We start from the raw sequence: 22,524 nt of genomic DNA on the forward strand, positions 1-22,524 counted from the left end.
GGCTAACGCCCATCGGCTAATTGTTGTCACTCGGTATACGACTAAATCAACAGGCTGCTAGTACCATTCGCGAAGGCATGCCCACCTCCATCCCCGCCCCGTATCCACGAGCATTCAATGTTCTTTTTCTCTTGCTTTGCGCCAAAACGTTTGTGTCCGTCCCTGGATCGTCTTCGTGAATCTTCGCGAAAGACTTTTGGCTTGCTCTCTCTCGCAGCCATTGTCAGCGGCGGTCCCGCCGTGGCCGAGGAGTCCAAGACTGGCAAACTGATCTTTGAAGACCGTTTTGAACGCAACGAATCACAGGAAGAACGGGACGAAGTTGGCAACGGTTGGAACACCAACAGCAAGTCTCGAGCGAATGGGCATAAGCAGGTGGATTTGAAGGATGGTGCCATGCGCATCTTCATTCACGAAACCGCGGACCATGGCGTCTCAGTGACCCATCCGATGGAATTTCGCGATGGCCGCGTCGAGTTGAAGTTCATGTTGGAACATCCGAAGGACTCGTTGGGTCTGAACTTCGCCGATCTGAAGTACAAGAAGGTTTGGGCCGGGCATCTGTTTCGAGTCAATGTGGGCGTGAAGGCGGTCGAGATTGCGGATTTGAAAACTGGCGTGATGGACCTGAAAACACGCGAAGCACGCAAGGCTGGGACGGTTTCCGATGAAGTGAAAGAAAAGCTGAAGACGAAGACAAAGCGAGTGCCGCACAAGCTGGAAACGGGAAAGTGGTATCACGCTGCCGCGGAAGTGGTGGGCGACACGATCACGGTTTCGATCGATGGTGAAGAGGTCGCGTCGTTCTCCTCGAAAGGGATGGCTCACCCGACCAAGCGTTTGTTGCGGCTCGCAATCAAACGAAACGTCGTGGTGGATGACCTGCAAATCTATTCGCTGGATTAAAATTGCATCGCTACGTGATCAAGACGCTTTCAACTTTCCAAAACATTATTTAAAAGACGAAAATGAATATTCCAAACAACTGCGGACAATTGGTGACGGGGATCGTTGTCGTGGCACTTGTGTCAATCACGACCTCCGCAATGGCTCAAACAACCAAGAAGTTTGTAGCGAATTACGACGAAGCGAAGATTCCTGCCTACGAACTGCCCGCCGCGTTGCAAACGCAGGACGGTGACCCGGTCGAAACGGCGGAACAGTGGAATGACCGACGGGCGGAGACATTGCGGCTGTTTGAGGAGCATGTGTTCGGCATCATGCCTGAGCAACGCAACATCAAGGTGAAGGTGGTTCGTAGTGACCGCGATTATCGACCGGGCGTGACGCGTCACGAATTGGACGTTTCCATTTTGCCTTTGGACGCATCGAGCGATCGATCGCCGTTGGTGGTCCAGGTGTTGGCTGACGTGCCACAATCGGACTCTCCGGCACCAGCAATTTTGGGGCTGAACTTTCAAGGCAACCACACCATCGACAAAGACCCGAAGACGCGAATTCCGTCCAGTTGGGTTCGCGATCGGCGGAATGGATCGACCGACGGCAACAAGGCGATTGAAGCCGGTCGTGGTGTCGCGTCGACTCGATGGCCATCGAAAATGATCACTGACCGAGGGTATGCGATGATTACGGTCTACTACGGTGACATTGACCCGGACTTTGATGATGGATTCGAGAATGGCGTCCATGGCGTGATGCCAGAATTCATCGCGGCATTGCCAGAAGACCATCGCCCCGGAAGCATTGCCGGTTGGGCGTATGGATTGTCATGTATTTTGGATGCGATCGAGCAAACCGACGCACTAAACGTTGATGCGACGAAAGTTGGCGTGCTTGGCCATTCGCGATTGGGCAAGACTTCGTTGTGGGCCGGAGCGACTGATCCTCGATTCGCGATGGTGATCAGCAATGATTCAGGGTGCGGTGGCGCAGCACTTTGCCGGCGTGCGATTGGCGAAACCGTTGCACGTATCAACACTTCGTTTCCGCACTGGTTCAATGACGCCTACTTGCAATACAACGAGAACGAATCCGCACTTCCGATCGACCAGCATCAATTGATTGCGTTGTCGGCTCCGCGAGCGATCGCGGTTGGAAGTGCGACGCAAGATCTATGGGCCGACCCCAAGGGCGAGTTCTTGGCATGGCAAGCCGCGGCACCTGTCTATGAACTGCTGGGGATGTCTTCGGGCGATGTCAACGTTGTCGAAGAAGCGTCGATGCCGCAGAAGCAATCGGTCATCAATGCGGGCCCGATGCAGTATCATCTTCGGGAAGGCAAACACGATCTGGCTGACTACGATTGGGAGTGTTATTTGGACCTCGCAGATCGGACGCTGCAAACCGAGTCTCGATGAATCGACTTCCAATCGAAGATGTTCTTTCGCCGCTGCGAACGGCGATCGGTAACGGAACCGCGGTGGTGCTGAAGGCTCCACCGGGTGCGGGCAAGACGACTGGGGTGCCGCCTGCTGTCTTGCAAACATTGCTGGACAACGACGTCGCGGGTCAGATCTGGGTGATCCAGCCTCGGCGTTTGGCGGCACGTTCGGTGGCGGTCTGGATTGCGAAGTCGCGAAACGAGTCGGTGGGTGAAACGATCGGCTACCACGTTCGAATGGATCGCCGCGAATCCAAGTTGACTCGTGTGTTGTTCATGACGACCGGGATGTTCTTGCGGCGGATGCAATCGGATCCGTTGCTCGAAAACGTGGCCTGCGTCGTTCTGGATGAATTCCACGAACGAACTTTGGAACTTGATTTGGCTCTCGCGATGACACATCGCTTGCGTTCTGAATTGAGAGACAACTTGGGGTTGGTCGTCATGTCGGCGACGATGGAAACGGAGCCCATCGTGGCGTTTTTGAATCGGTCCAATCCGCAAAACGCAGTGCCGCTTCGCTGTGAAGGACGGGCGTTTCCCGTTTCGGTTCATCACGGAGAAGATCGACCGGGCGAACGGATCGAAAGACGCATCGTCAAACCAATCCGTGAGGCGTTGGAAAGCAGCAACGGTCATGTGCTGGTGTTCTTGCCCGGTGTGGGTGAAATCCACCGAGTTCAGTCGGAGTTGGAACGAGCCGACCTAGCTGGGGATGCTCGCGTTGTTGTGCTGCACGGATCGCTTTCGCCAAAGCAGCAAGACGAAGCCATCCGGCCATCGAAATTTCGCAAAATCGTTTTGTCGACCAACATCGCGGAGACCTCGGTGACGGTCGATGGTGTGACCGCGGTGGTGGATTCAGGAATGGCAAAGGTTCCCCGATTCGATTCACGTCGTGGACTGACGCGACTTGAAACGACATCCATTTCGCTGGCGTCCGCCGACCAACGATCGGGGCGTGCCGGACGGACGGCACCTGGGCAGGCTTACCGTTTGTGGAGCCAAGCGGCACAGCGTTCCCGCGACGAATACGACGTCCCGGAGATCCTGCGATCGGACTTGAGCGAAATGGTGTTGATGCTGGCCAGCCACGGTGAAACGGATCTTTTTGCGATGCGATGGCTGACCGCTCCTTCTGAACACGCGGTGGAGTCCGCTCAATCGTTGCTGCGAATGCTGGGGGCGATCGACGAAACCGGTCGAATCACCCGCCGAGGCCAAGCCATGGCGGAAATGCCGCTGCATCCGCGGATCGCGAGGATGACCACGGAAGCGGTCAGCTCATTGCCAAGGTCCTCCGTCGCGATTTTAGCGGCTTTGATGAGCGAGCGAGATCCGTTGGAAGACATGACGTCGATGACGCTGGCGGACAAGGTTGATGCGATTGAAAACAATCGGGTGCCACGATCGGTTTCTGCATCTTCGATCAAGTTGATTCGTTCGGTTGCCGAGACCATTCGTCGTTCTCTACCAAAAGGCGAACCGGAACAAGCTGACGGTGGGGAGATAGATCGTGATGTGTCTGTCGCCCGTGCTTTGTTATCCGCTTATCCAGACCGAGTGGTCTTGCGTCGTTCGGACTCGCCAGACCGTGGCCGGATGGTTGGTGGTCGTGGCGTGTCGGGGCTGACACGAGTACTTGGCGAAGGGGCCAGCGACGAGTTGTTGCTCTGCTTTGACGTGGACGGCGGTGGTACCGAATCGCAAGTGAGGGCGGCGGTGCCGATTCGGGAGGAATGGCTTGACCCTGAACAGATTCATACAGTGCGAACACAGTCGTGGGATCAGGAACGCGGTGCGGTTCGTTGCCGGCGGCAAGTGACCTACGGCGACTTGGTGCTTCGCGAGACTCCAGACAAGGTTCCCGGCGATGATCAAACCGCATCGATTTTGTTCGACAATGCGAAGATGCGACTTCCACTTGGTGGCGTGAAGTTTCAAAAGCTTTTGCACCGGATCGGAATGGTCGGGGAAATCGACGATCAAGTCCCCACGGTAACTGAAGAGATGCATTTGGAACTGCTTCGACAGTTGTGCGTTGGTCGATCAAGCCTGCAGGAGTTGAGGTCCGCACCTTGGACGGATCACGTTCTTGGAATGATCGGCTATTCGGCATGGCAAATTGTGCAGCAGGAGGCTCCTGAAGAGGTGCAGTTACCGGGAGGACGCAGAGCAGCAGTGCACTATGACGAAGGCAAGCCACCATGGATCGAGGTGAAGATACAGCTTTGTTTTGGGTGGCCTGATACGCCGCGGATTTTGCGAGGTCGGCAGCCATTGCAGTTGCATTTGCTGGGGCCGAACGGGCGTCCGCAGCAGATTACGAATGACTTAGCTAGCTTTTGGGCCACGACTTACGGCGAAATCCGCAAAGAGCTTCGGCGCCGGTACCCGAAACATGATTGGCCAGAGGATCCCTTGTCGGCGGAGGCTAGTTTCAACGGAATGAAGCGTCGCTGAGTGCCAAGGTTCAGACATTTTGTTAACGTAGTGTTTGGTTGTTCGTTCGTTTCCCCATGCCGAGTTCAACGATGGATCGATTCTCGTTTTCAAGTTTTGCCCGCTGCGCCGTTTTACCGATTGCCTTCGTCGTCGGCGGGTGCGGTTCGTCTTCGTCGCCAACGCCGGAGACGCCTGAGGTTTCGACCGAATCCAACGTGACCGAGCCTGCGGTGGAACCCGCGGCGGTCGATTCTCGGCAACCTAATTTGAACACGCCTGGCGGAATCACTCTGCCCGAAGGCGATCTGCCCGACGCACCCGTCAAGCGATCCAGTCCCGCCGAGGGCGGCATGAGTTTGCCGGACGATTTGGACATCAGTGCGGCAGACGGCGAAGCGGCAGGCAGTGATACGTCAACCGTTTTGGTTGCCGCTGCGAAAGACGTTTCCATTGAATACGCCAAGTGGGAAAAGGTTCGCGAGAAAGCGGGCAAGACAGGCAAAGTGACGGTGGTGGATGTTTGGTCGTTGGCCTGTGGTCCCTGTTTGAAAGAGTTTCCGAATTTGGTGGCGATGCAGAACCGATTCGGCGACAAAGTGGTCGCGATTGGAGCTAACGTGGACTTTGATGGTCGGAAGACTCGGCCACCGGAGTCGTACGAACCAAAGGTCACTCAATTTCTTTCCAGCGTCGAAGCGGAATTCACGAACTACATCGTGCAAACACCCAGCGACGAGGTGTTTGAGGCGATTGGAATTGGATCCATCCCTGCGGTAATCGTGTTCAACGAAGACGGGAAGGTGGTGAAACTGTTCTCGGACGTCGGAGAAACGGCGGGCTTCACTTATGAAGCTGACATCGTTCCGCTGGTTGAGAAACTGCTGAACTGAACGCGTCTTCGACTATCCTTCGGTGCAGTCGTTCTTGTGCAAGGCGACTTGCATTCACTCGTGCTTTAGCGGTGAAACGCCGTTGGACTTTGTCATGAATCATTTTGTCGTCGTCGATCGCCAACGTGTTTGCTTGAATGCTTGCGTAAGCTTCTTTCTTGGTCTGTGCAGCGGCGTCACGTCATCTGCCGCACCTCCGACGACAACGCTGCGACAAGCGATTCCGCTGGAAACGCAATTGCGTGACGCTGATCCGCTGTACTTGGCCGAGCAATCACGACTGCGTGGCGATGCTCGACGTGGAGCCTTGGTTTTCTACAAATCGGCCGCGAATTGTGTGAGTTGCCATGGGGACGATTCCAACGCATCGCCTCTCGGACCGCCAATCGCTCAGCTTGGCAAAGATTTGACGGACGAATACCTCGTCGACGCTTTGCTGCGACCTTCCAAACACATTCGCGAAGGATATGAAACCTATTCGGTGTTGACCGTGGATGGCGAAGTCTTCAAAGGCATGCTGGTCAAGCAGGACGACGCTGCGATCACGATGCGGTTTGGTCAAACGCCGGAAAAGAATTTCACTTTGTCGCGTGACGAGATTGAGGTGATGAAGAAGGACGAGCAGTCCATGATGCCAGCGGGGTTGATGAATTCGATCAAGACGCAACGCGAATTTTTGGATCTGTTGCGGTACCTGATGAGCGTGGTTCGAGGTGGCATGTCAGCCGAGGAAGCGTTGCGACCGTCGCCGGAGCAGTTGCTCGTCAGAGATGACTCGATCAATCTGGACCACGCCGGCATTATCCGGTCGCTGCGGTCACGCGATGTCAGTGAAGGTGAGAGTTTGTTTCGAGGCGATTGTGCCAATTGCCACGGCATGGACGGCAAGCAGCCCGCACTGCCTACCGCTCGGGCATTCAGTTCGCAGGAACTGAAGTTTGGTGCTGATCCCTACAAGATGTTTATGACCCTGACCAAGGGCAATGGACTGATGGGGCCGATGACGTATCTGACTCCGCACCAACGATACCAAGTGGTGCATTACATTCGCGAAACGTTGATGAAGGATCAGAATCCGGGCTATGAGCCGGTTAGCGATGCGTATCTGAATTCGCTTCCCAAGGGGACAGAAGATGGCAAGCGTTTCGAGATTCAACAACGCGATTTTGGGTTGGCGTTGGGCTCGCAATTGCGACGTGACTACCCCAGTGTGCTGACGTTGCCGCTGGGCGAACTGACGGTTTCCTACGACTTGCACGCGATGGATTTGGCGGACGTTTGGGCTGGTGGATTCTTAGACCTTAGCGAAACTCAACACCAACGTCCTCGCGGGGAAGGCACCGCCAATCCGGATGGGATGACGGTTGCTGGTTTGGCAGCGTGGCATTGGGGACATGATGGCGAGCTGGACTATTCTCGCGAAGGATGCTTGCTACGCGGTCCGTTACCACCGAAGTGGATGGACTACCACGGGTATTACGCGCTCGATGATGAGGTCGTGTTGAGCTACCAGATCGACGGTCGGGAAGTATTGGAGCGTGCAGTGGCGATTGATTCGCGGACGCTCTCGCATGAGCTGTGGATCGGCCCGGGGGATGCACTTGTTTTGTCGGTCGGAAAAGGACCGGCCGAGGCGAATGATTGGAAAGTGGACCAAGAGACCGGACTGGCGTCACTTCAAAGTTCTGACGCGCAAAATCATTCGTTCACGGCGGCAAGTGTCGCCGGCAAGAGCCACGATGTGTCCTGGGAACTCGCATCCGAGCAACGTCTGAAGTTGACCATTCCGGCGGATCGATCGGCTCGAAGTCTGCGAGTCACGGTGGGGGTCGGTGACGCGGATCAAGAGCTCGCCGCGTTTACGGCTTTGTCTAAGAACGTGTTGAAGGAACCAGTCGCAGATCTCTCATCGTTGATTGAACGCCCGTCCTCGAAGCTGGCTCCCCAACGCTGGCCCGGAGAGATCACGACGGCCGGCACCTTGGGATTGGAACAAGACGGCTACGCTCTCGACACGCTGACGCGCCCCGATTCAACTCTGTGGAACACTTGGTTTCGCACCACGGCGCTCGATTTCTTTGACGATGGGCGGATGGCGATCGCGACTCACGGCGGTGACGTTTGGATTGTTTCGGGAATCGATGAAACACTCGACGAACTTCGTTGGAAACGTTACGCGGCGGGTCTCTACGAACCCTTTGGGGTGAAGGTTGTCGATGGCGACGTGTTTGTAACCTGCAAAGATCGGCTGGTGCGTTTGCATGATCGTGACGGGAACGGCGAAGCAGATTTTTACGAGAGTTTCAACGCGGACACGGATGTATCCACGAACTTTCACGCTTTCAACTTCGATTTGCAAACCGACTCGGAAGGGAACTTCTACTACGCCAAGAGTGGGCATGGTGCCGACTTTGCGTTGCCCGGTGCCGTTTGGCGGGTTTCCAAAGACGGCAAAGAACGCGAGGTGGTTTGCACCGGATTCCGAACGCCGAATGGACTTGGCACTTTGCCGGGCGGACGCATCACCGTGAGTGACAATCAAGGGCAATGGACTCCCGCGTCAAAGGTTTCCATCGCCAAACCGGGCACTTTTCATGGCTGGGTTCCGACCTATTCGATTCCGGACAAATGGGAGCCGGATGGAGGCAAGATCGATATCAGAAAGGTAGTTGCTCCCGACACCTTTGAGCAACCTTTGGTGTGGATGCCGCAAGCTTTTGACAACTCATCCGGTGGCCAGATTTGGGTCGAGGATGACCGGTTTGGGCCGCTGTCGAATCATCTTCTGCACACCAGTTTCGGCAAAGGATGGATGTCGATGATGATGATCCAGGAAGTCGGTGAAACTTCGCAGGCCGCCATCGTGAAGCTGCCCTTTGATTTCTCAACGGGAATCATGCGTGGTCGAGTCAACCCGCACGACGGCCAGGTCTACGCGACTGGTTTGCAAGGCTGGAACGGCGGTGGGCGGTTTGGGCTCGATGATGGAGGCGTGCAGCGACTTCGCTACACCGGCACGCCTCCCAAAATGATTACCGACGCCCGTGTGGTTGCCGGCGGTTTGGAATTGGATCTCAATTTCCCTGTGAACACTGAATCGGTCCTCGAAGGAGACGCCGTTTCAATCGTCCAGTGGGACTACTTGTGGAGCAAGGCCTACGGATCGGATCAATACATCCCCGGCACTGCCGAATCAGACGACCCAAAGATTGGCACCGAAACTTTGGTTCCCCAATCGGTGCAAGTCAACGCCGTTCCGGGTGAACCAGGCTCGTCGCGATTGCGATTGAACCTGCCAACTCTAGGGCCGGTCGATCAGTTGCAACTGCAATTGCGCATTCAAGCTGATGACGGAGAAGCGTTTGAAGAAGAGGTGTATTGGACGATCCACGTCGTGCCCTCAAGCGATCCGCGATGACGCGAGTGTTTGCTGTGAGATAGGCTTCCAGCTGTTGTGGATTCAATGACAGGCTGGAAGCCTATCCCACCGTTCATTCGAGTGTCGGAAACGCGGCCATTCGTGAGAGCGGTACGCAATCAACCGCCTAACCTGCTAGCGAGTTGGAAGTGCTATGATTAGTCCGCTACTGAGCAACGGGAGACGGTGGGGCTAGGAAAAAACGAATGAACACAAACGCAGCGTAAAGATCGTCCCTGAATAGAATCGCGATTGCAGTCATAGCAAGCAGCACGGACACAAAGACCATTCGACGCATTGAGATTTGCTTGGTTCAACTTTTCAAGAACGCTGTCATCGCCTGCAATATCTTATCGTTTGGGAAGAAGATGCGTTCGCATTCTGTGAGATAGGCTTCCAGCTGTTGTGGATTCAATGACAGGCTGGAAGCCTATCCCACATTCACAGTGTGAGGTAACTCACGGGGTGTTGGGTGAATTTGCGATGCCTTGGATGACGTCTCCGCTTTGTTGGGCTGCTTGGTGAGCGATCGTTTGTAGGTGGGTGGCGTATTCGGTGGCGAGTTTATCGGGCACGAATTCGTTGCCGATCGGGCTCTCGCCGTACAGACATTCGAACCACACGCACGCGCCCAAGTACTCGCCTGCGGAGTTGGCATGGTGCCCGTCCATCTTCAGTTGTTGGTTGCCATCGCTTGTTCGCCAACGGTATCCCACGTGCAGCGAGTGAGTTTGGTCGGGTAGCTCAGGGTACTTGAGTGTGTTCGCATCAAAGTTAGCCGGCGCGCGGTAGCCGAACTTGGGATGGTTGTCCGCCGCCCAGAACGCGTCGCCGACGGGAATGCGATTGGCTGACAGCTCGTCGACAATGGTTCGGTAGGCTTGGCTGAGCCCTTCATACATGGCTTGCTGGGTGGCAGGTTCTCCGATCGCAGGTTTGGTTCGGCTGAATCGGGGATCGTCGCTTCGATACGCCCAAGTCTGATGCACCAGCAACTTGGCTTGCGGCGCATCGCGACGAATGATGTTTGCCAACTGCTGAGCGTACGGACGGTAGGTTTCGGTGGAGTGGCTTTTGATGCTGAGCTGCTGAATGGTGACGAAGTCCCATTGTTCGCTTTGCAGTGCTTCTTGGAGGATGTCGCCGTTCTTGTACCGGGCGAGTTCATCGGCGGGGTCTGTTTCGTATGCCAATGCCTTCTTTGCATGCAACTCTAGGGGCGAACCACCGATGGAAAGCATCTTGTGAGTCAGCTTGTGACCAGCCGCCTCAACAATCTCGCCCAAATAGCGAGTCGCGTTGTGAGTGAAGCTGTTACCGATTGTCAGAATGCGAATGTGTCTCGCAGCGTCGTTGGGTGGCTGCTGGGGCGAGTCCGCGTACGAGGGCGTGACAAGCACCAGCGACAGGATGGTCAACGTGCAAACGAAGGAAAGCGATCGCAACATGGTCGGTTCAATCCTTTGGAATATGGTGGGAAGGAGGGGTGGGGCAGCTATCGTACTTGAAAAGAGGCGGCCAATTGTTGGAGGGGGGACAAGGCCGTGGATATCGTGTTCGTGCCTTCTCGCTCGAATTCGCCAAGCCGGCGTCGCGAGAACTTCCCAAGGAGCGTTGTTTCGAGGGAGGTGGACGGCGCGACGGTTGGTCCAAAAAAGAAGGGAGCCCAGGGGCTCCCTTCTCGTCAATCGAATTTCAGGCTGCGTTTCAGGCCTGGTCTGGGAAGAATTTCGCCAGAGTTTCCTGCGGTGGTTTTGGTGTCACCAGGGAAACCACAACCATCGCGATCAGGGTGCTGAACACCATCGCGACGACTGGCATCACTTCGTAGCTCTCGCCACCGATTGGCAGACGCAAGACGTACTTGCTCAGCCCCTGCGGGTCCAAGGTGCCTTGGTAGAACAAATACGACCAACTGGTGATGGCAGCCAGAATACCGGCGATCGCTCCGGACGCGGTGAGGCCGCGCCAGTACAACGCAGCGACAACCAGTGGGAACAACGAGCTGAATCCGCTGAAGCACCAGACTCCCAACGCAAACACACTGCGAACGTTGCCGAGACTGAGCAGGTACGTGATCGCAACAATCGCGACGATGAACAAACGCGTGAAGAGGACTTGCTGTTTGTCGGTGAAACGGTCTGCACCAAACGTGTGGTTGACCACGTCGTTGTTGAACATCGTTCCGATGCATAGGAACTGACTGTCCAAGCTGGACATGATCGCGGCCAAAATCCCGGCGGCCAGGAATCCACCCAGGATGGGGGCGGTTTGTGTTTTTACCAGGAAAGGCAGAACCTTGTTGGCATCGACAATGTCGCCACCAGGCAAACGTGGAAGCGGTGGCTTCGCCGGCATCAATTCGCCGGTCGCCCAGACTCCCACCAATACGCATGGCACCCAGACAATCATGATGAACAGCGGGTGGCAAACGACGGACAGCTTGAACGTGCTGGCTTTCTTTGCCGTCATCCAGTGTTGGAAAAGGTGCGGGAACATGCCGACGGAAAGCGGAATCATCAGGTAGGTGAAGAACTTCGTCTTGCTCATCTCCACCCGCGTTTTGCCTTCTTCCGGTATGGATTCACCGAGCACGCGAAGGTTCTCGAAGAAGCCGTCTTGTTTGCCAAGTTTGTTCGCAATGACGAAGAACGTCACCACACCCAAGACCATGAAGACCAACGTTTGGAATGTATTGGCCCAGGTCGTGCCTCGCATACCGCCAAAGAACACGTAGACCAGCACGACCGTGCAAATGGTCAACGATCCGAGCCACGCGGGAATGCCGCCATGAACGGCCGGATCGACTCCGCCGGGGCCGCCTTCCAGTGGAACGGGGAACATGTCGGGGGCCAGGCCCGCGGTCAGGGCTTGGACAACGCCGCCGGCACTGATCACACCGACCAACAGGTACGGGATGATCATTCCAACCAGGATCGGAAAGAGCAACCAGCCGACCAAGTTGTTGTTGAGTCGGTCGCGAAAGAATTCGATTTGGGTGGTGTAGTTGTGAGCGCGAGCGAAACGCCAGACTTTGACACCGATCAAGAAGAAGCACAGCGAGTGGATGATACCGCTGCTGCTGGCCAGCATCCCGTAGACGCCGATGCCTTCTCGGAAAGCTTCGCCGCTGCTGCCGACCAGAGCAAACGCCGTCATCGTCGTCCCAAACATGCTCATCAGCAGCAGGAACGGACCAATCGAATGGCTGGCAACTTGATAGTCTTCCTTGGTTCCTTTGAACAAACGACTGCTGAACAGTCCCAAGGCGAGCAACAAGCTCAGGTACACCAAGATAATGATGAACTGAGGAACCCCGTTTTGCATTTCGGCAATCATCATCGTTGCGGCTCCTCTTCATCGAGAGGCCAAGTGACTCGCGTCGCCAAGAACCAGGTGAAGGATGCGGCGATCGAGATGCCGGCGTGCCACGCCAATCCGATGGGCATGAATCCGAACAGCAGCGTGTCGTTGTGCCACAACCAATTGTCTTGGTGAAGAATCAAGAGCACGATGACCAAGCCGGCGATGAGGAGAGCTCCGCTTGAAAGACCTTTCCGGTCAGGCGGAGCGGACGAATCAGTCGAGTTGGGCATGATGGAGAGTTCTGGGCGAGACGTGGAAGGAAGGTGGGAACGGCGGTTTCTGATGCGAAATGACCTTTCGAACGCGCAAGCCGTCCACTTTGGCACCAAAACGATCGCCGGATCAGTAGTCTAATGCCATCGCGGGGGCGACGATATCCATGGTTTGAATTACTGTAAGTGCGATCGGTTCGGCGTCGTCCGGATGATCGTCCGCCCCCATCCCGCCGCAGCGAATCAACGTCGGCACCATCGAATCGTTTCCTGACGCATGCTAAACATCCTCGACCCGCAGATCTGGCCTATTTGGCTGACCATTGGCGTCACCATCGCCTTGTTGCTGGGGTTGGCGACTCGGGCGGCTGCGACCGATTTGTTGGCGCTGACCGCTTTGACAGTGTTGGTCGTTGTTCAAGATTTAACCAGGACTCCATTGCTGCCCGATCCGACGCAGGCGGTCGCGGGGTTTGGCAACAAAGGTTTGATCACCATTGCGTTGCTGTTCGCGGTCGTCGCGGGATTGGAATTGACCGGCGGAACAGAGTTGGCCACGGGTTGGTTGCTTTCCAAAGCAAAGAATCTTCGCGACACCCAAATTCGGATGCTGTTGCCGGTGGCGTTGTTGAGCGGGTTTCTGAACAACACCCCAGTTGTCGCTGCGATGTTGCCAGTCGTCGGTGACTTGGGAAAGCGTTTGACAATCAGCCCCAGTCGATTGTTGCTGCCGCTTTCCTACGCTGCGATCCTGGGCGGGATGTGCACGTTGATGGGAACCAGCACCAACCTGTTGGTTCGCGACGAGTTTGTCCAATACGTCAATGAAGCGAAAGCCGCGGGCGCCGACGTTGAGGTGGCCGAGCTGAACTTCTTCACTCCAGCGATTGCCGGCATCCCAGCCACCATTTTGGGATTGATCTACATCATCGGCGCGTCCAAGTGGATGTTGCCCGAACGCAAGCCCGCCGTCAGCGTTGGTGATGATCCACAGAAATACACCGTCGAGATGCAGGTCGAATTGACCGGACCGCTGGTGGGCAAGACTCTGCAGGAGGCCGGGCTGCGGGCACTTCCAGGATTGTATGTTGCCGAAATTCAGCGAGCGGACGGGCGTATTGAACCGGCCAAACCGGATCAGCGTCTCTTCGGCGATGACATTTTGATTCTGGTCGGTGATGTCGATAGCGTTGTCGACCTTCGGAAGATCCGTGGTCTGATCACGCCGGGTGACCAGGCTCGCAAGTTGGAAATTCCGGCTTGGCGACGAACGTTGGTCGAAGCGGTTGTCAGTCCGCGATGCAGCTTGATTGGGAAAACCATTCGAGAAGGTCGTTTTCGATCAAACTTCAACGCAGCCGTTGTTGCGGTGGCGCGAGGTGGCCGGCGTTTGGAGGGTAAATTGGGGGACGTTCGGATCGAACCCGGTGATGTGTTGTTGCTGGAAGCGTCCAAGTCGTTCATGCACCGCCAACGTGCCGGGAGCGATTTCTACTTGATCAGCAGCGTCGATCGAGGCGAAATCCGACGGCACGAACACGCTCCGTTGGCGCTCGGGATCATGCTGGTGATGGTGATCGCCGCGGCTTTGAATTGGCTATCGATTCTGAGTGCGGCCATGTTGGCGGCGGTCGCGATGGTTTTGACTCGTTGCTGCACTACATCTGAGGCTCGTCGCAGCATCGATTGGTCAGTATTGATCGTGATCGGTTCGGCAATTGGAATCGGACGTGCGATGGAACAAAGCGGAGCAGCCGGATTGATTGCAAACGGCTTGTTGAATATCGGGCAAGGCAGTGCTCTCGGGACATTGATTGCGATTTACGTCGCGACCGTGATTTGCACCGAGTTGATTACAAACAACGCTGCCGCCATGTTGATGCTACCGATCGCTTGGACAGCCGCATCCAAGGTTGGCACGGATCCGATGCCAATGGTGATCGCGGTGATGATCGCGGCCTCGGCGAGTTTCCTGACTCCGTTTGGATACCAAACCAACACAATGGTTTACGGGGTCGGTGGGTACCGATTGCGAGACTACATCCAATTTGGTCTGCCGCTCAGCATCATTGTGGGAGTCGTTTCGATCGGAATGTTGACTTGGCGGTATCAATGACCTGGTCACTACCCACAGTCCCGCTTGGCTCTCCGCCGAGTTCTTCCAATCCAACTGATCGTGTTTCCGGTGTCTTTCTTCGATGAGTGAGCGTTTTTCAGAAGCCCCCATTTCACGTCTGGTCGGATTTGAAGTTCAACCGAGCGATATTGCAGACGGGGAACCGGACGCGGGTCAGGCAATCGTGAACATCAATTGTGGTCCACAGCATCACAATCCGATGGGACGTGTGCACGGTGGTTTGGTGTCTGCGTTGGCGGACGCAGCGATGGGGATTGCTTTTGGGCGAACGCTGCTTTCCAGTGAAGATTTCTCGACCATTGAAATGAAGGTCAATTTCATTCGTCCCATTCGCGAAGGACGTTTGTCAGCGAAGGCGGTGGTGATCCAGCGTGGGTTACGGATCGGTTTCGTCGAATGTCAAATCACCGACAAACGCGGGAAGTTGGTCGCGACCGCAACATCGACTTGCACGGTGTTGGCGGGCGGCTGATCGGACGAACAAGCGGCGACAACAAGGGCGACTTCTGACAACACGAGGCGATCCTTGTGTTAGACTGGTGGCCCTTCCTCTCAATGCCGTCGGGATCGCTTGCACACGCTATGGCGTGGGCATCGCGGTTCATTCCTGACGTCAGTCGCCCCCAGTTCCCACCTCAGCGATTGCCGATGCGAAAGCTACCAGTCTCGTTCTCTATTCTGTTTTGCGTTCTTGTTTGTTCGATCGGCCAAGCGACCGCGGATGAAAAAGCCAGCGAACCAAAGGCCAGTGATGACCGGCCCAACATTGTCTGGATCATCGCAGATGATTTGGGACCTGAATTGGCGTGCTATGGCTATCCGGACGTGGCGACACCCAATGTTGATCGTTTAGCCGAGCGCGGGCGCCTCTTTGCAAACGCGTTCAGTACTTCGCCGGTGTGCTCTTCGTCGCGTTCGGCATTCCAAACCGGACGCTACCAGACTTCGATCGGCTGCTATCACCATCTCACCCGCGACAAGAAGGAGTTGCAGGTTCCAACGGCGATCGATTGGTTGCGAGAGGCGGGCTATTTTATCTCCCACGGCAACGGCGAAGTCGGCAACAAGAAGGCGAACAAGTACGGCGTGAACTACCTGTACGACAAGCGAACGCATTTCGACGCCTACGACTGGTCCGAACGCGAACCTGGGCAACCATTCTTTGCACAAGTTCACATCCATGAACCGCATCGTCCTTTTGTGAAGAGCGATCGCCAACGCACCGACGCGCCGATCCCTCCTCATTACCCGGAGCATCCAATCACCCGTGCCGATTGGTCGAATTATCTGGCCACGATCGAAGTGATGGATCAAAAAGTCGGCGGGATACTCGACCGGCTGGAAGCGGAAGGAATCAGCGAGAACACATTGGTGATCTTCTTTGGTGATCATGGCCGGCCGCATGTCCGAGGCAAGCAATGGTTGTACGAAGGCGGGTTGCACACGCCGTTGATTGTTCGCTGGCCAGCCAAGCTATCAAAGGCGAGTGTTGAAGCTGGTTTGGCGACTTTGTTGGATGTTGTTCCAACGACGTTGCAGGCCGCCGGGATTGATCCACCGGAACTGCCAGGAAAGTCTCTGTTGGAAGACGAATGGTCCGGCCATGAACTCATTTTCGCTGCGCGGGATCGCTGCGGGGACGCACCCGATCGCATCCGAAGCGTGCGAAACGAGCGGTTCAAATACATCCGCAACTTCCATCCAGAGAAGCCGTACTTGCAACTGAGCAGCTACAAAAAGCTTTCCTACCCAGTGGAAACCTTGATGAAGGTGTTGCACGCCGAAGGACAGTGGGACTCGCCATTCATGGCGGAGAATCGACCGGAGGAAGAGCTTTACGATCTTTCTAACGACCCGCATGAAATGCACAACCTCGCGAAGGACGAAGCTTACCAATCGAAATTGGTGGAACTTCGAACGACTTTGAATGATTGGATGAACGAGACCGGTGACCAAGGCGGCGTTGATGAGAGTCAAACGGTCAACATGGAAGAACTGATGGTTGAAAAACGCAAGTGGTACGAACGCACGATGGAGCGACGAGGCCTCGAGCCTTCCGTGTCCGACAGTGAGTACCTTCAGTGGTGGGCGACCGAGTTGGGTGTTGAATGAGACCTCGTGTCTCGTTCGCAGGTTCGTTGCTTCCGATGATTCAGCCAGCAAATCACGCCATGCCTTCTCCATCATCCAGTCGACGTTGCAGATTGCTGAACGACCTGCTTCTTATCTGCATCGCCGGATGGGCTTTCTTTCTGGCGACGGTTCCGATGGCCTTGGCAAAGGAACGTTCAGGTGGAGAGCGGTCTCCGTTCATTTCAGGCGTGGAGCGATTTGGTCGCCATGACGAAATTGATTCAGTCGCGACGGCGAGATTGTTGGTCACCGAACTGAGCTGTGTCGCTTGTCATCGCTCGCAACGCAGTGACCTGAAGCCCAAACTTGGACCAAATTTGACTGCAGCGGGAACGCGATTGCGTGCGAGTTGGATCAAAGAGTTCTTGCGTTCTCCCCATGAGACGAAGCCCGGCACGACGATGCCGGATCTGCTCAGCGATCTTGACGAGTCCGAGAAGACGGCTGCGATTGACGCGATTGTCGCGTTTCTGGCGTTGTGTCAGCAGCCCTATCCGGAGTTGAAAGCGGGCGGAGCGAATCCTCTCGAGGATGAGTTTTGGAACAAGGGTGATCCAGACCGGGGTGGAGATCTCTATCACCAGGTTGGCTGTGTCGCGTGTCATGAACCCGGCGAAGAAGGGGAGGTTGCATCTTCGCAATCATCAGCGATTGATCGTCTTCTCGATGAGCTGGATCCGGAAGAGCTGGAGGACATGGGGCTGGCGAGCGCCGCACGCAAGGTGGGCTCCGTTCCGCATCCTGAGCTGGCAAACAAATACACAAGGCAATCGTTGACGCACTTCCTTCACGATCCAGAACACATCCGTCCGTCGGGGCGAATGCCGAGCTTGAAGCTGACGCCAAACGAAGCCGCCGATATCGCGGAATACTTGATGCAACAGAATGGGGCGTCGCCCAAACGCATCGACGATCCAACCAGAGATGTGACATCATCGGAGCAGTTGATTAAGCGGGGGAAGCAGCTGTTCGGCTCATTGCGATGTGCAAATTGTCATGATGCGGGAATCAAGCTCCGAAAGTCGTTTGCTACCGAGTGGCAACAACTCAATGTCGACTCCGCCAATTCATGTTTGAAAGACAAAAACCATTTGGCCGTCGACTTCGATTTGGACGACTTTCAAACCGAAGTGCTTGTCCGTTCGATCCAAAGTGGAGAATTGGCAGAAGGGGAATCGTACGCCCAGACGAACGAGTTGGTCCAGCAAAGTTTACTCATGCTGAACTGCTACGCCTGTCACGAACGCGATCAGATGGGGGGAGTTGGTCGATATCGAAAGCCGCACTTCGAAGCCAATTCGTTGGCGGATCTGGGGGATGAAGGTCGTTTGCCTCCGGGTCTCAGCGGTGTCGGTGCGAAGTTGACAAAGGATTGGTTGCAAAAGGTTTTGGCGGGGCACCCGTCGACTCGGTTGCGACCCCACATGACCATTCGTATGCCGAAGTTTCCAAAAACGACTGTTGAGGCCTTGGTCAAGAACTTCGAGTTGGCGGATGAGGCCACCTCGCAGACGGATTCAGATGTGTTTGGTGAACACAAATCGCTGGCGGAAGACGGAAAACAGTTGACCCAAATCGGCTGCATCCAATGTCACGCTTTCGACGGACAAGCTTTACCTGGAGTGGTGGGAATTGATCTTGGCGGCGTGCCCAATCGCATCCGTCCGCACTGGTTTCGCGAATTCGTTTTGGATCCAGGTGCATTGAAACGTGGGACTCGGATGCCTTCGTTCTTTCCGGATGGAGTTAGCCAGTCGCCACATGTTTTGGACGGCAATGCTGATCAACAAGTCGCGGCACTGTGGTCGTACTTGAAACAGTCCGACCGTTTGGGAGTGCCACCGAAGATCGCGGAAGCGTTGGCGGCGAGTTACGAATTGAAACCTGAACATCATCCGTTGATCTTGAGAACGTTCATGAACGGCGTGGGCACGCACGCGATTGCGGTTGGGTTTCCCGAAGGAGTGCACTTCGCGATCGATGCCAAAACGCCTCGACTCGCGTTGGCGTGGAAAGAAGACTTTGTCGACGCGCGCAGCACATGGTTTGAGCGTTTCACACCGCCCATTGATCCACTTGGATTGGATGCGGTTGCAGTATCCCCGGGAGCCGAGTTCAGGTTCCAACCCAGTGATCGATCTCAGGAGCCTTCTTCCCCCATTTTCATCGGCTACCGACTGGATTCGAAACGCATTCCTACTTTTCGCTATCGCATTGGTGGCACCATCGTTGAAGATCGAATCGAAGCAACACGCGACGGCAAACTTCATCGGACAATTGGCGTCGCCAGAGATGGTGAGCCGATGGACGGAGAGTTGAAGTTTCGATTGATGGTGGATACTCATATCAGAAGCGACGAATCCAATCGCTTCATGGGAGCGTCTGGTTTGAGCGTGACAGTGTCGGATGAAGACGAGGTCGGAAAACGTACCGAGCAACCTGGCGACACCGAAGAGATCTGGGTTTCACTCAGCGAAGACCGGACTTTGGAGGTTGTCTACCAATGGTGATTTGCAAAATGCTTCGAAGGTTGTGTCCAACAATTTGTTTGCTGTCGAGCGTCTTGTTTACCGATGCGGTCCGAGCAGACGAGGAAAGCGACTACTACCGAATCGTCTCGATCGCGACTCCAGAATCACAAACGGAGTCTCGCGATCCGAACTGGAAACCTTCTGATGATGGAATCGCTCTGGAGGTCAGCGGCATCGCGGTGCTGAGTCCGTCGCGATTGGCGGTTTCGATTCGCAAAGGCGAAGTCTGGTTGTTGGATGGTGTGGATGAAGTCACCGGTGAAGAAGACGATTCCAACCGGGTTTCCTATCACCGATTTGCCAACGCACTGCATGAGCCTCTGGGGTTGTTGCATCTCGAAGACTCATTGATCACCGTCCAAAGAACTGAGATGACGCGGTTGCGTGATACCACCGGCGATGACGTCGCGGATGAGTACGAGACGCTCGCGTCGGGTTGGGGCGTGTCGGGGCACTACCACGAGTACGCTTACGGTCCCAAGTTGGATTCAGCTGGCAACCTTTGGATGACGTTGAACATTGGGATGGGACTGAAAGGCGAACAGCTGAAACAGATTGTTCCCGACGCTCCATTTGGCTATCGCCAGGCTGCGTGGCGAGGTTGGGCGATGAAGTTGACACCGGACGGGGACTTGCAACCGGTGTGCGCCGGAATGCGGTCGCCTTCTGGGTTGGGAGCCAACGCGGATGGCGACATGTTCTATACCGACCAGCAAGGCAACTGGGTCGCAACCAATTCGCTGAATCACATGCGACCGGGGGCCTTCTTCCATCATGCTGAATCACTGGCTTCGATGGAGTTGGATGGTTCGACCATTCACGATGTGTCGGAAGTGCCCAACGGGATCGCTTATCCCGAGGCCCTCAAGCGATTCCCGCAAATGCGACCGCCCGCGGTCTGGTTTCCCTACAAGAAAGCCGGGCAATCCGCGACCGATATCCTTCTTGATAGCAGCGACGGTGGTTTCGGTCCGTTTGCCGGTCAATTGTTCGTCGGAGAGTTCACGCAAGCATCGATCAACCGGGTGTTCCTCGAAAAGGTCGACGGCGAATATCAAGGTGCTTGCTTTCCATTCCGGCGTGGCTTTGCATCGGCAGTGCTTCGAATGGCACAAGCGGAAGATGGGAGCGTTTACGTTGGGCTGACCAATCGCGGTTGGAGCAGTCTGGGCACATCTCCTTACGGCTTGCAACGTTTGATCTGGACCGGAAAAACGCCGTTTGAAATCAAGGAGATGCGTGCGAACCCTGATGGCTTCGAACTGGTATTCACTCGCCCGGTGGATCTTGATTCAGCTTCCGATGTCCGTTCGTATGGTATGTCCAGCCACACGTATGTTTATCAATCCAGCTACGGAAGTGACGAGGTGAAGAAACGCGATTTGGAAATTCTCGAAGCGGTTGTTTCAGAAGATCGGTTGCGTGTTCGCCTGAAGGTGGATGGTTTGCGAGAACTGTTTGTTCACGAACTGGATGCTCATGGAGTGATGGATTCAAGTGGCAACGGGTTGCTTCATCGAAAGGCATATTACACGTTGAATCGTATTCCGCGGAATTGAACGAGATGGTGTTGTTCTATGCGATTCGCGGTTGATTGCTAGAGCGGGGCGTCGCGGGCGATGAGGCGTTTGTAGACGACGAATTGGTGAGTGGCAGGATGGTGTCACCGTCCTGCTACGGCAGAAGGTCGTGGTGGGAACGATCGATTGAGGCTTCACTGCAACTTGCTTTTGCTGGCCACCAATTCTTCGACAAATCGAACGGCCCAAGCCAAACGTCGTAGTGGTCGAGAGTCGCTTGTCTGATTGGCAAGGATCGCTGGCGTACGCGGATCGTCTTCTTTTGTTTGCGGTTTCAAACTGATGGACTTGAGCACGATACTTGGAACAAAGTCCGCCTGGATGTCCTCGAGTAGTTTGGCTGTGCTGCGATGGAACACAGCGACACGATCGTTGGGGCGGATGAACGATCGCCAACGTTCGCGAAACTCACCGACCGACGCCAATGGATGCAGCTCATCTGGCGTCAGTCTTAGGCGGTTCATAAACGGTTCATCGTTCAACGAGTCAGACTGGAGAGCACAGCGGAAGAACTCGCCCGATTTCATTCGAACCGCGTTCCAGAAAAGTGGTGCTGGCAGGTTGGAGTTGCTTGCTGACTCGTCATCGATGTTCCCTCCTTCCTGTTCTCCGTAGGCGACCACGATGTTGTCAACGTTTTCGGTCAACACTCGTGGCACATTGGCGGAACCTCGGCGTCGCGTTTCATTGAGCCGCCAATTGGATTTGCTGTGCCCGATTTGGTCCGCGATCATTCGATCGAACACATCCACCAAACGATCGAATCCAGGTGTGGTGGGTTCGATTGCAGACAATGCCGCGACGGTGGCTTCGAGCGTGGACAGGGCGTGCTCGTTTGGTTCGCGACGGATGCGGTATCGACCGGGTTGAGATGGTGCGAGTCGGTACCGAGGGAGCGTCTGCAGACGTGGGATGTCGCGAAAAAGAGTCTTGGCGTGATGCCACGTTCCATCGATCACCACCAGTTGCTTTGGTCGTTCCTCCGGAGCCAAGTCCGATAGTAGTTTCGCGTTGTCGCCGGGATAGAGCAGCCCGACGCTGTCGCTGAGTGGCGTGGTCGCAAATCGCTCGGCCAATTCGTGGTTGTAAGCAACCATGACTCGGCACTTTTCCAATGACTGGCTGACGATTCGAGCGGTGTTGAACGGGTGCGAGCGCTCGCGTCGATGCTGCATGATCAACACGTCGGTTTGATTGGCCACCTTTGGGATCAGCTCGCAGAAGCAAAGCGATCGAGGACGAAAACAAACGTGACAGCGTGTCGGTTTGTCTGATTCGCCTGCAGTTTTGTTCGGCAGAGGTGATGAAATGTCGATCGGGAAACGGCTGATTCGAGTGTGCGATGGATTGAACAACGCCAACTCTAAAAGAAATTGAGATGGTCGGGTATCAGGTGTCAGTGACGTCAAACATCGGCAGGTGAATTTGTTTTGTCGCAACGACCGAGCAATCAAAAACAAACCCCGCGTGC

At 55.4% G+C, this 22,524-nt stretch carries 14 protein-coding genes; 10 read left to right on the top strand and 4 right to left on the bottom strand.

Annotation, left to right across the window (positions count from 1 at the left end; all coding sequences use genetic code 11):
- Positions 1-240: 240 nt before the first annotated feature.
- From B2R17_RS21095 to B2R17_RS21115, 5 genes are all read left to right on the top strand, one after another.
- On the top strand, positions 241-906 hold the full coding sequence (locus B2R17_RS21095; RefSeq protein ID WP_286765596.1) for a family 16 glycoside hydrolase: 666 nt from the start codon (positions 241-243) through the stop codon (positions 904-906).
- Positions 907-968: 62 nt separating this feature from the next.
- Positions 969-2,318, top strand: a complete 1,350-nt coding sequence (locus tag B2R17_RS21100) for an acetylxylan esterase (protein ID WP_286765535.1) — start codon at positions 969-971, stop codon at positions 2,316-2,318.
- The gene (hrpB, locus tag B2R17_RS21105; protein ID WP_286765536.1) at positions 2,315-4,804 is read left to right on the top strand and encodes an ATP-dependent helicase HrpB; all 2,490 of its coding nucleotides are present in this window, start codon (positions 2,315-2,317) and stop codon (positions 4,802-4,804) included. The genes B2R17_RS21100 and hrpB overlap by 4 nt, the downstream gene beginning before the upstream one ends.
- Positions 4,805-4,860: 56 nt before the next feature.
- Entirely contained in the window at positions 4,861-5,676 is an 816-nt protein-coding gene (locus B2R17_RS21110; RefSeq protein ID WP_286765537.1) for a TlpA family protein disulfide reductase, read from the top strand.
- A gap of 22 nt (positions 5,677-5,698) precedes the next feature.
- Complete coding sequence (locus B2R17_RS21115; RefSeq protein ID WP_339887872.1) at positions 5,699-9,094, top strand: DUF6797 domain-containing protein; 3,396 nt, start codon at positions 5,699-5,701, stop codon at positions 9,092-9,094.
- Positions 9,095-9,552: 458 nt separating this feature from the next.
- Here the strand turns inward: B2R17_RS21115 and B2R17_RS21120 are convergent, their stop codons facing one another.
- The 3 genes from B2R17_RS21120 to B2R17_RS21130 form a co-directional block, all read right to left on the bottom strand.
- Complete coding sequence (locus tag B2R17_RS21120; protein ID WP_286765539.1) at positions 9,553-10,542, bottom strand: DUF4886 domain-containing protein; 990 nt, start codon at positions 10,540-10,542, stop codon at positions 9,553-9,555.
- Positions 10,543-10,801: 259 nt separating this feature from the next.
- Positions 10,802-12,436, bottom strand: coding sequence for a sodium:solute symporter family protein (locus B2R17_RS21125; RefSeq protein ID WP_286765540.1), 1,635 nt, complete (start codon positions 12,434-12,436; stop codon positions 10,802-10,804).
- Positions 12,433-12,690 (bottom strand): DUF3311 domain-containing protein, encoded by a 258-nt coding sequence (locus B2R17_RS21130; RefSeq protein ID WP_286765541.1) that lies wholly within the window; start codon positions 12,688-12,690, stop codon positions 12,433-12,435. The genes B2R17_RS21125 and B2R17_RS21130 overlap by 4 nt, the downstream gene beginning before the upstream one ends.
- Positions 12,691-12,949: 259 nt before the next feature.
- Between B2R17_RS21130 and B2R17_RS21135 the strand changes: the two genes are divergently transcribed.
- The 5 genes from B2R17_RS21135 to B2R17_RS21155 all read left to right on the top strand — a co-directional run bounded on the left by B2R17_RS21135 (position 12,950) and on the right by B2R17_RS21155 (position 21,032).
- Entirely contained in the window at positions 12,950-14,788 is a 1,839-nt protein-coding gene (locus B2R17_RS21135) for an SLC13 family permease (protein ID WP_286765542.1), read from the top strand.
- Between the two features lie 82 nt (positions 14,789-14,870).
- The gene (locus tag B2R17_RS21140) at positions 14,871-15,281 is read left to right on the top strand and encodes a PaaI family thioesterase (protein WP_286765543.1); all 411 of its coding nucleotides are present in this window, start codon (positions 14,871-14,873) and stop codon (positions 15,279-15,281) included.
- Positions 15,282-15,457: 176 nt separating this feature from the next.
- Positions 15,458-16,921: a sulfatase family protein gene (locus B2R17_RS21145; protein WP_286765544.1), complete on the top strand. Its 1,464-nt coding sequence runs from the start codon at positions 15,458-15,460 to the stop codon at positions 16,919-16,921.
- The gene (locus tag B2R17_RS21150; protein ID WP_414707387.1) at positions 16,918-19,452 is read left to right on the top strand and encodes a c-type cytochrome; all 2,535 of its coding nucleotides are present in this window, start codon (positions 16,918-16,920) and stop codon (positions 19,450-19,452) included. The genes B2R17_RS21145 and B2R17_RS21150 overlap by 4 nt, the downstream gene beginning before the upstream one ends.
- Complete coding sequence (locus B2R17_RS21155; RefSeq protein ID WP_286765546.1) at positions 19,446-21,032, top strand: DUF7133 domain-containing protein; 1,587 nt, start codon at positions 19,446-19,448, stop codon at positions 21,030-21,032. Before B2R17_RS21150 ends, B2R17_RS21155 begins: the two co-directional genes overlap by 7 nt.
- Before the next feature lie 155 nt (positions 21,033-21,187).
- On the opposite strand, the gene B2R17_RS21160 is transcribed toward B2R17_RS21155, so the two are convergent.
- Positions 21,188-22,524, bottom strand: a 1,337-nt coding sequence (locus tag B2R17_RS21160) for a tRNA-uridine aminocarboxypropyltransferase (RefSeq protein WP_349677000.1), incomplete at its 5' end; no start/stop codon positions are given.

Origin of the sequence: Rhodopirellula sp. UBA1907 (assembly GCF_002337565.1) — a bacterium.
Lineage (GTDB): Bacteria > Planctomycetota > Planctomycetia > Pirellulales > Pirellulaceae > Rhodopirellula > Rhodopirellula europaea.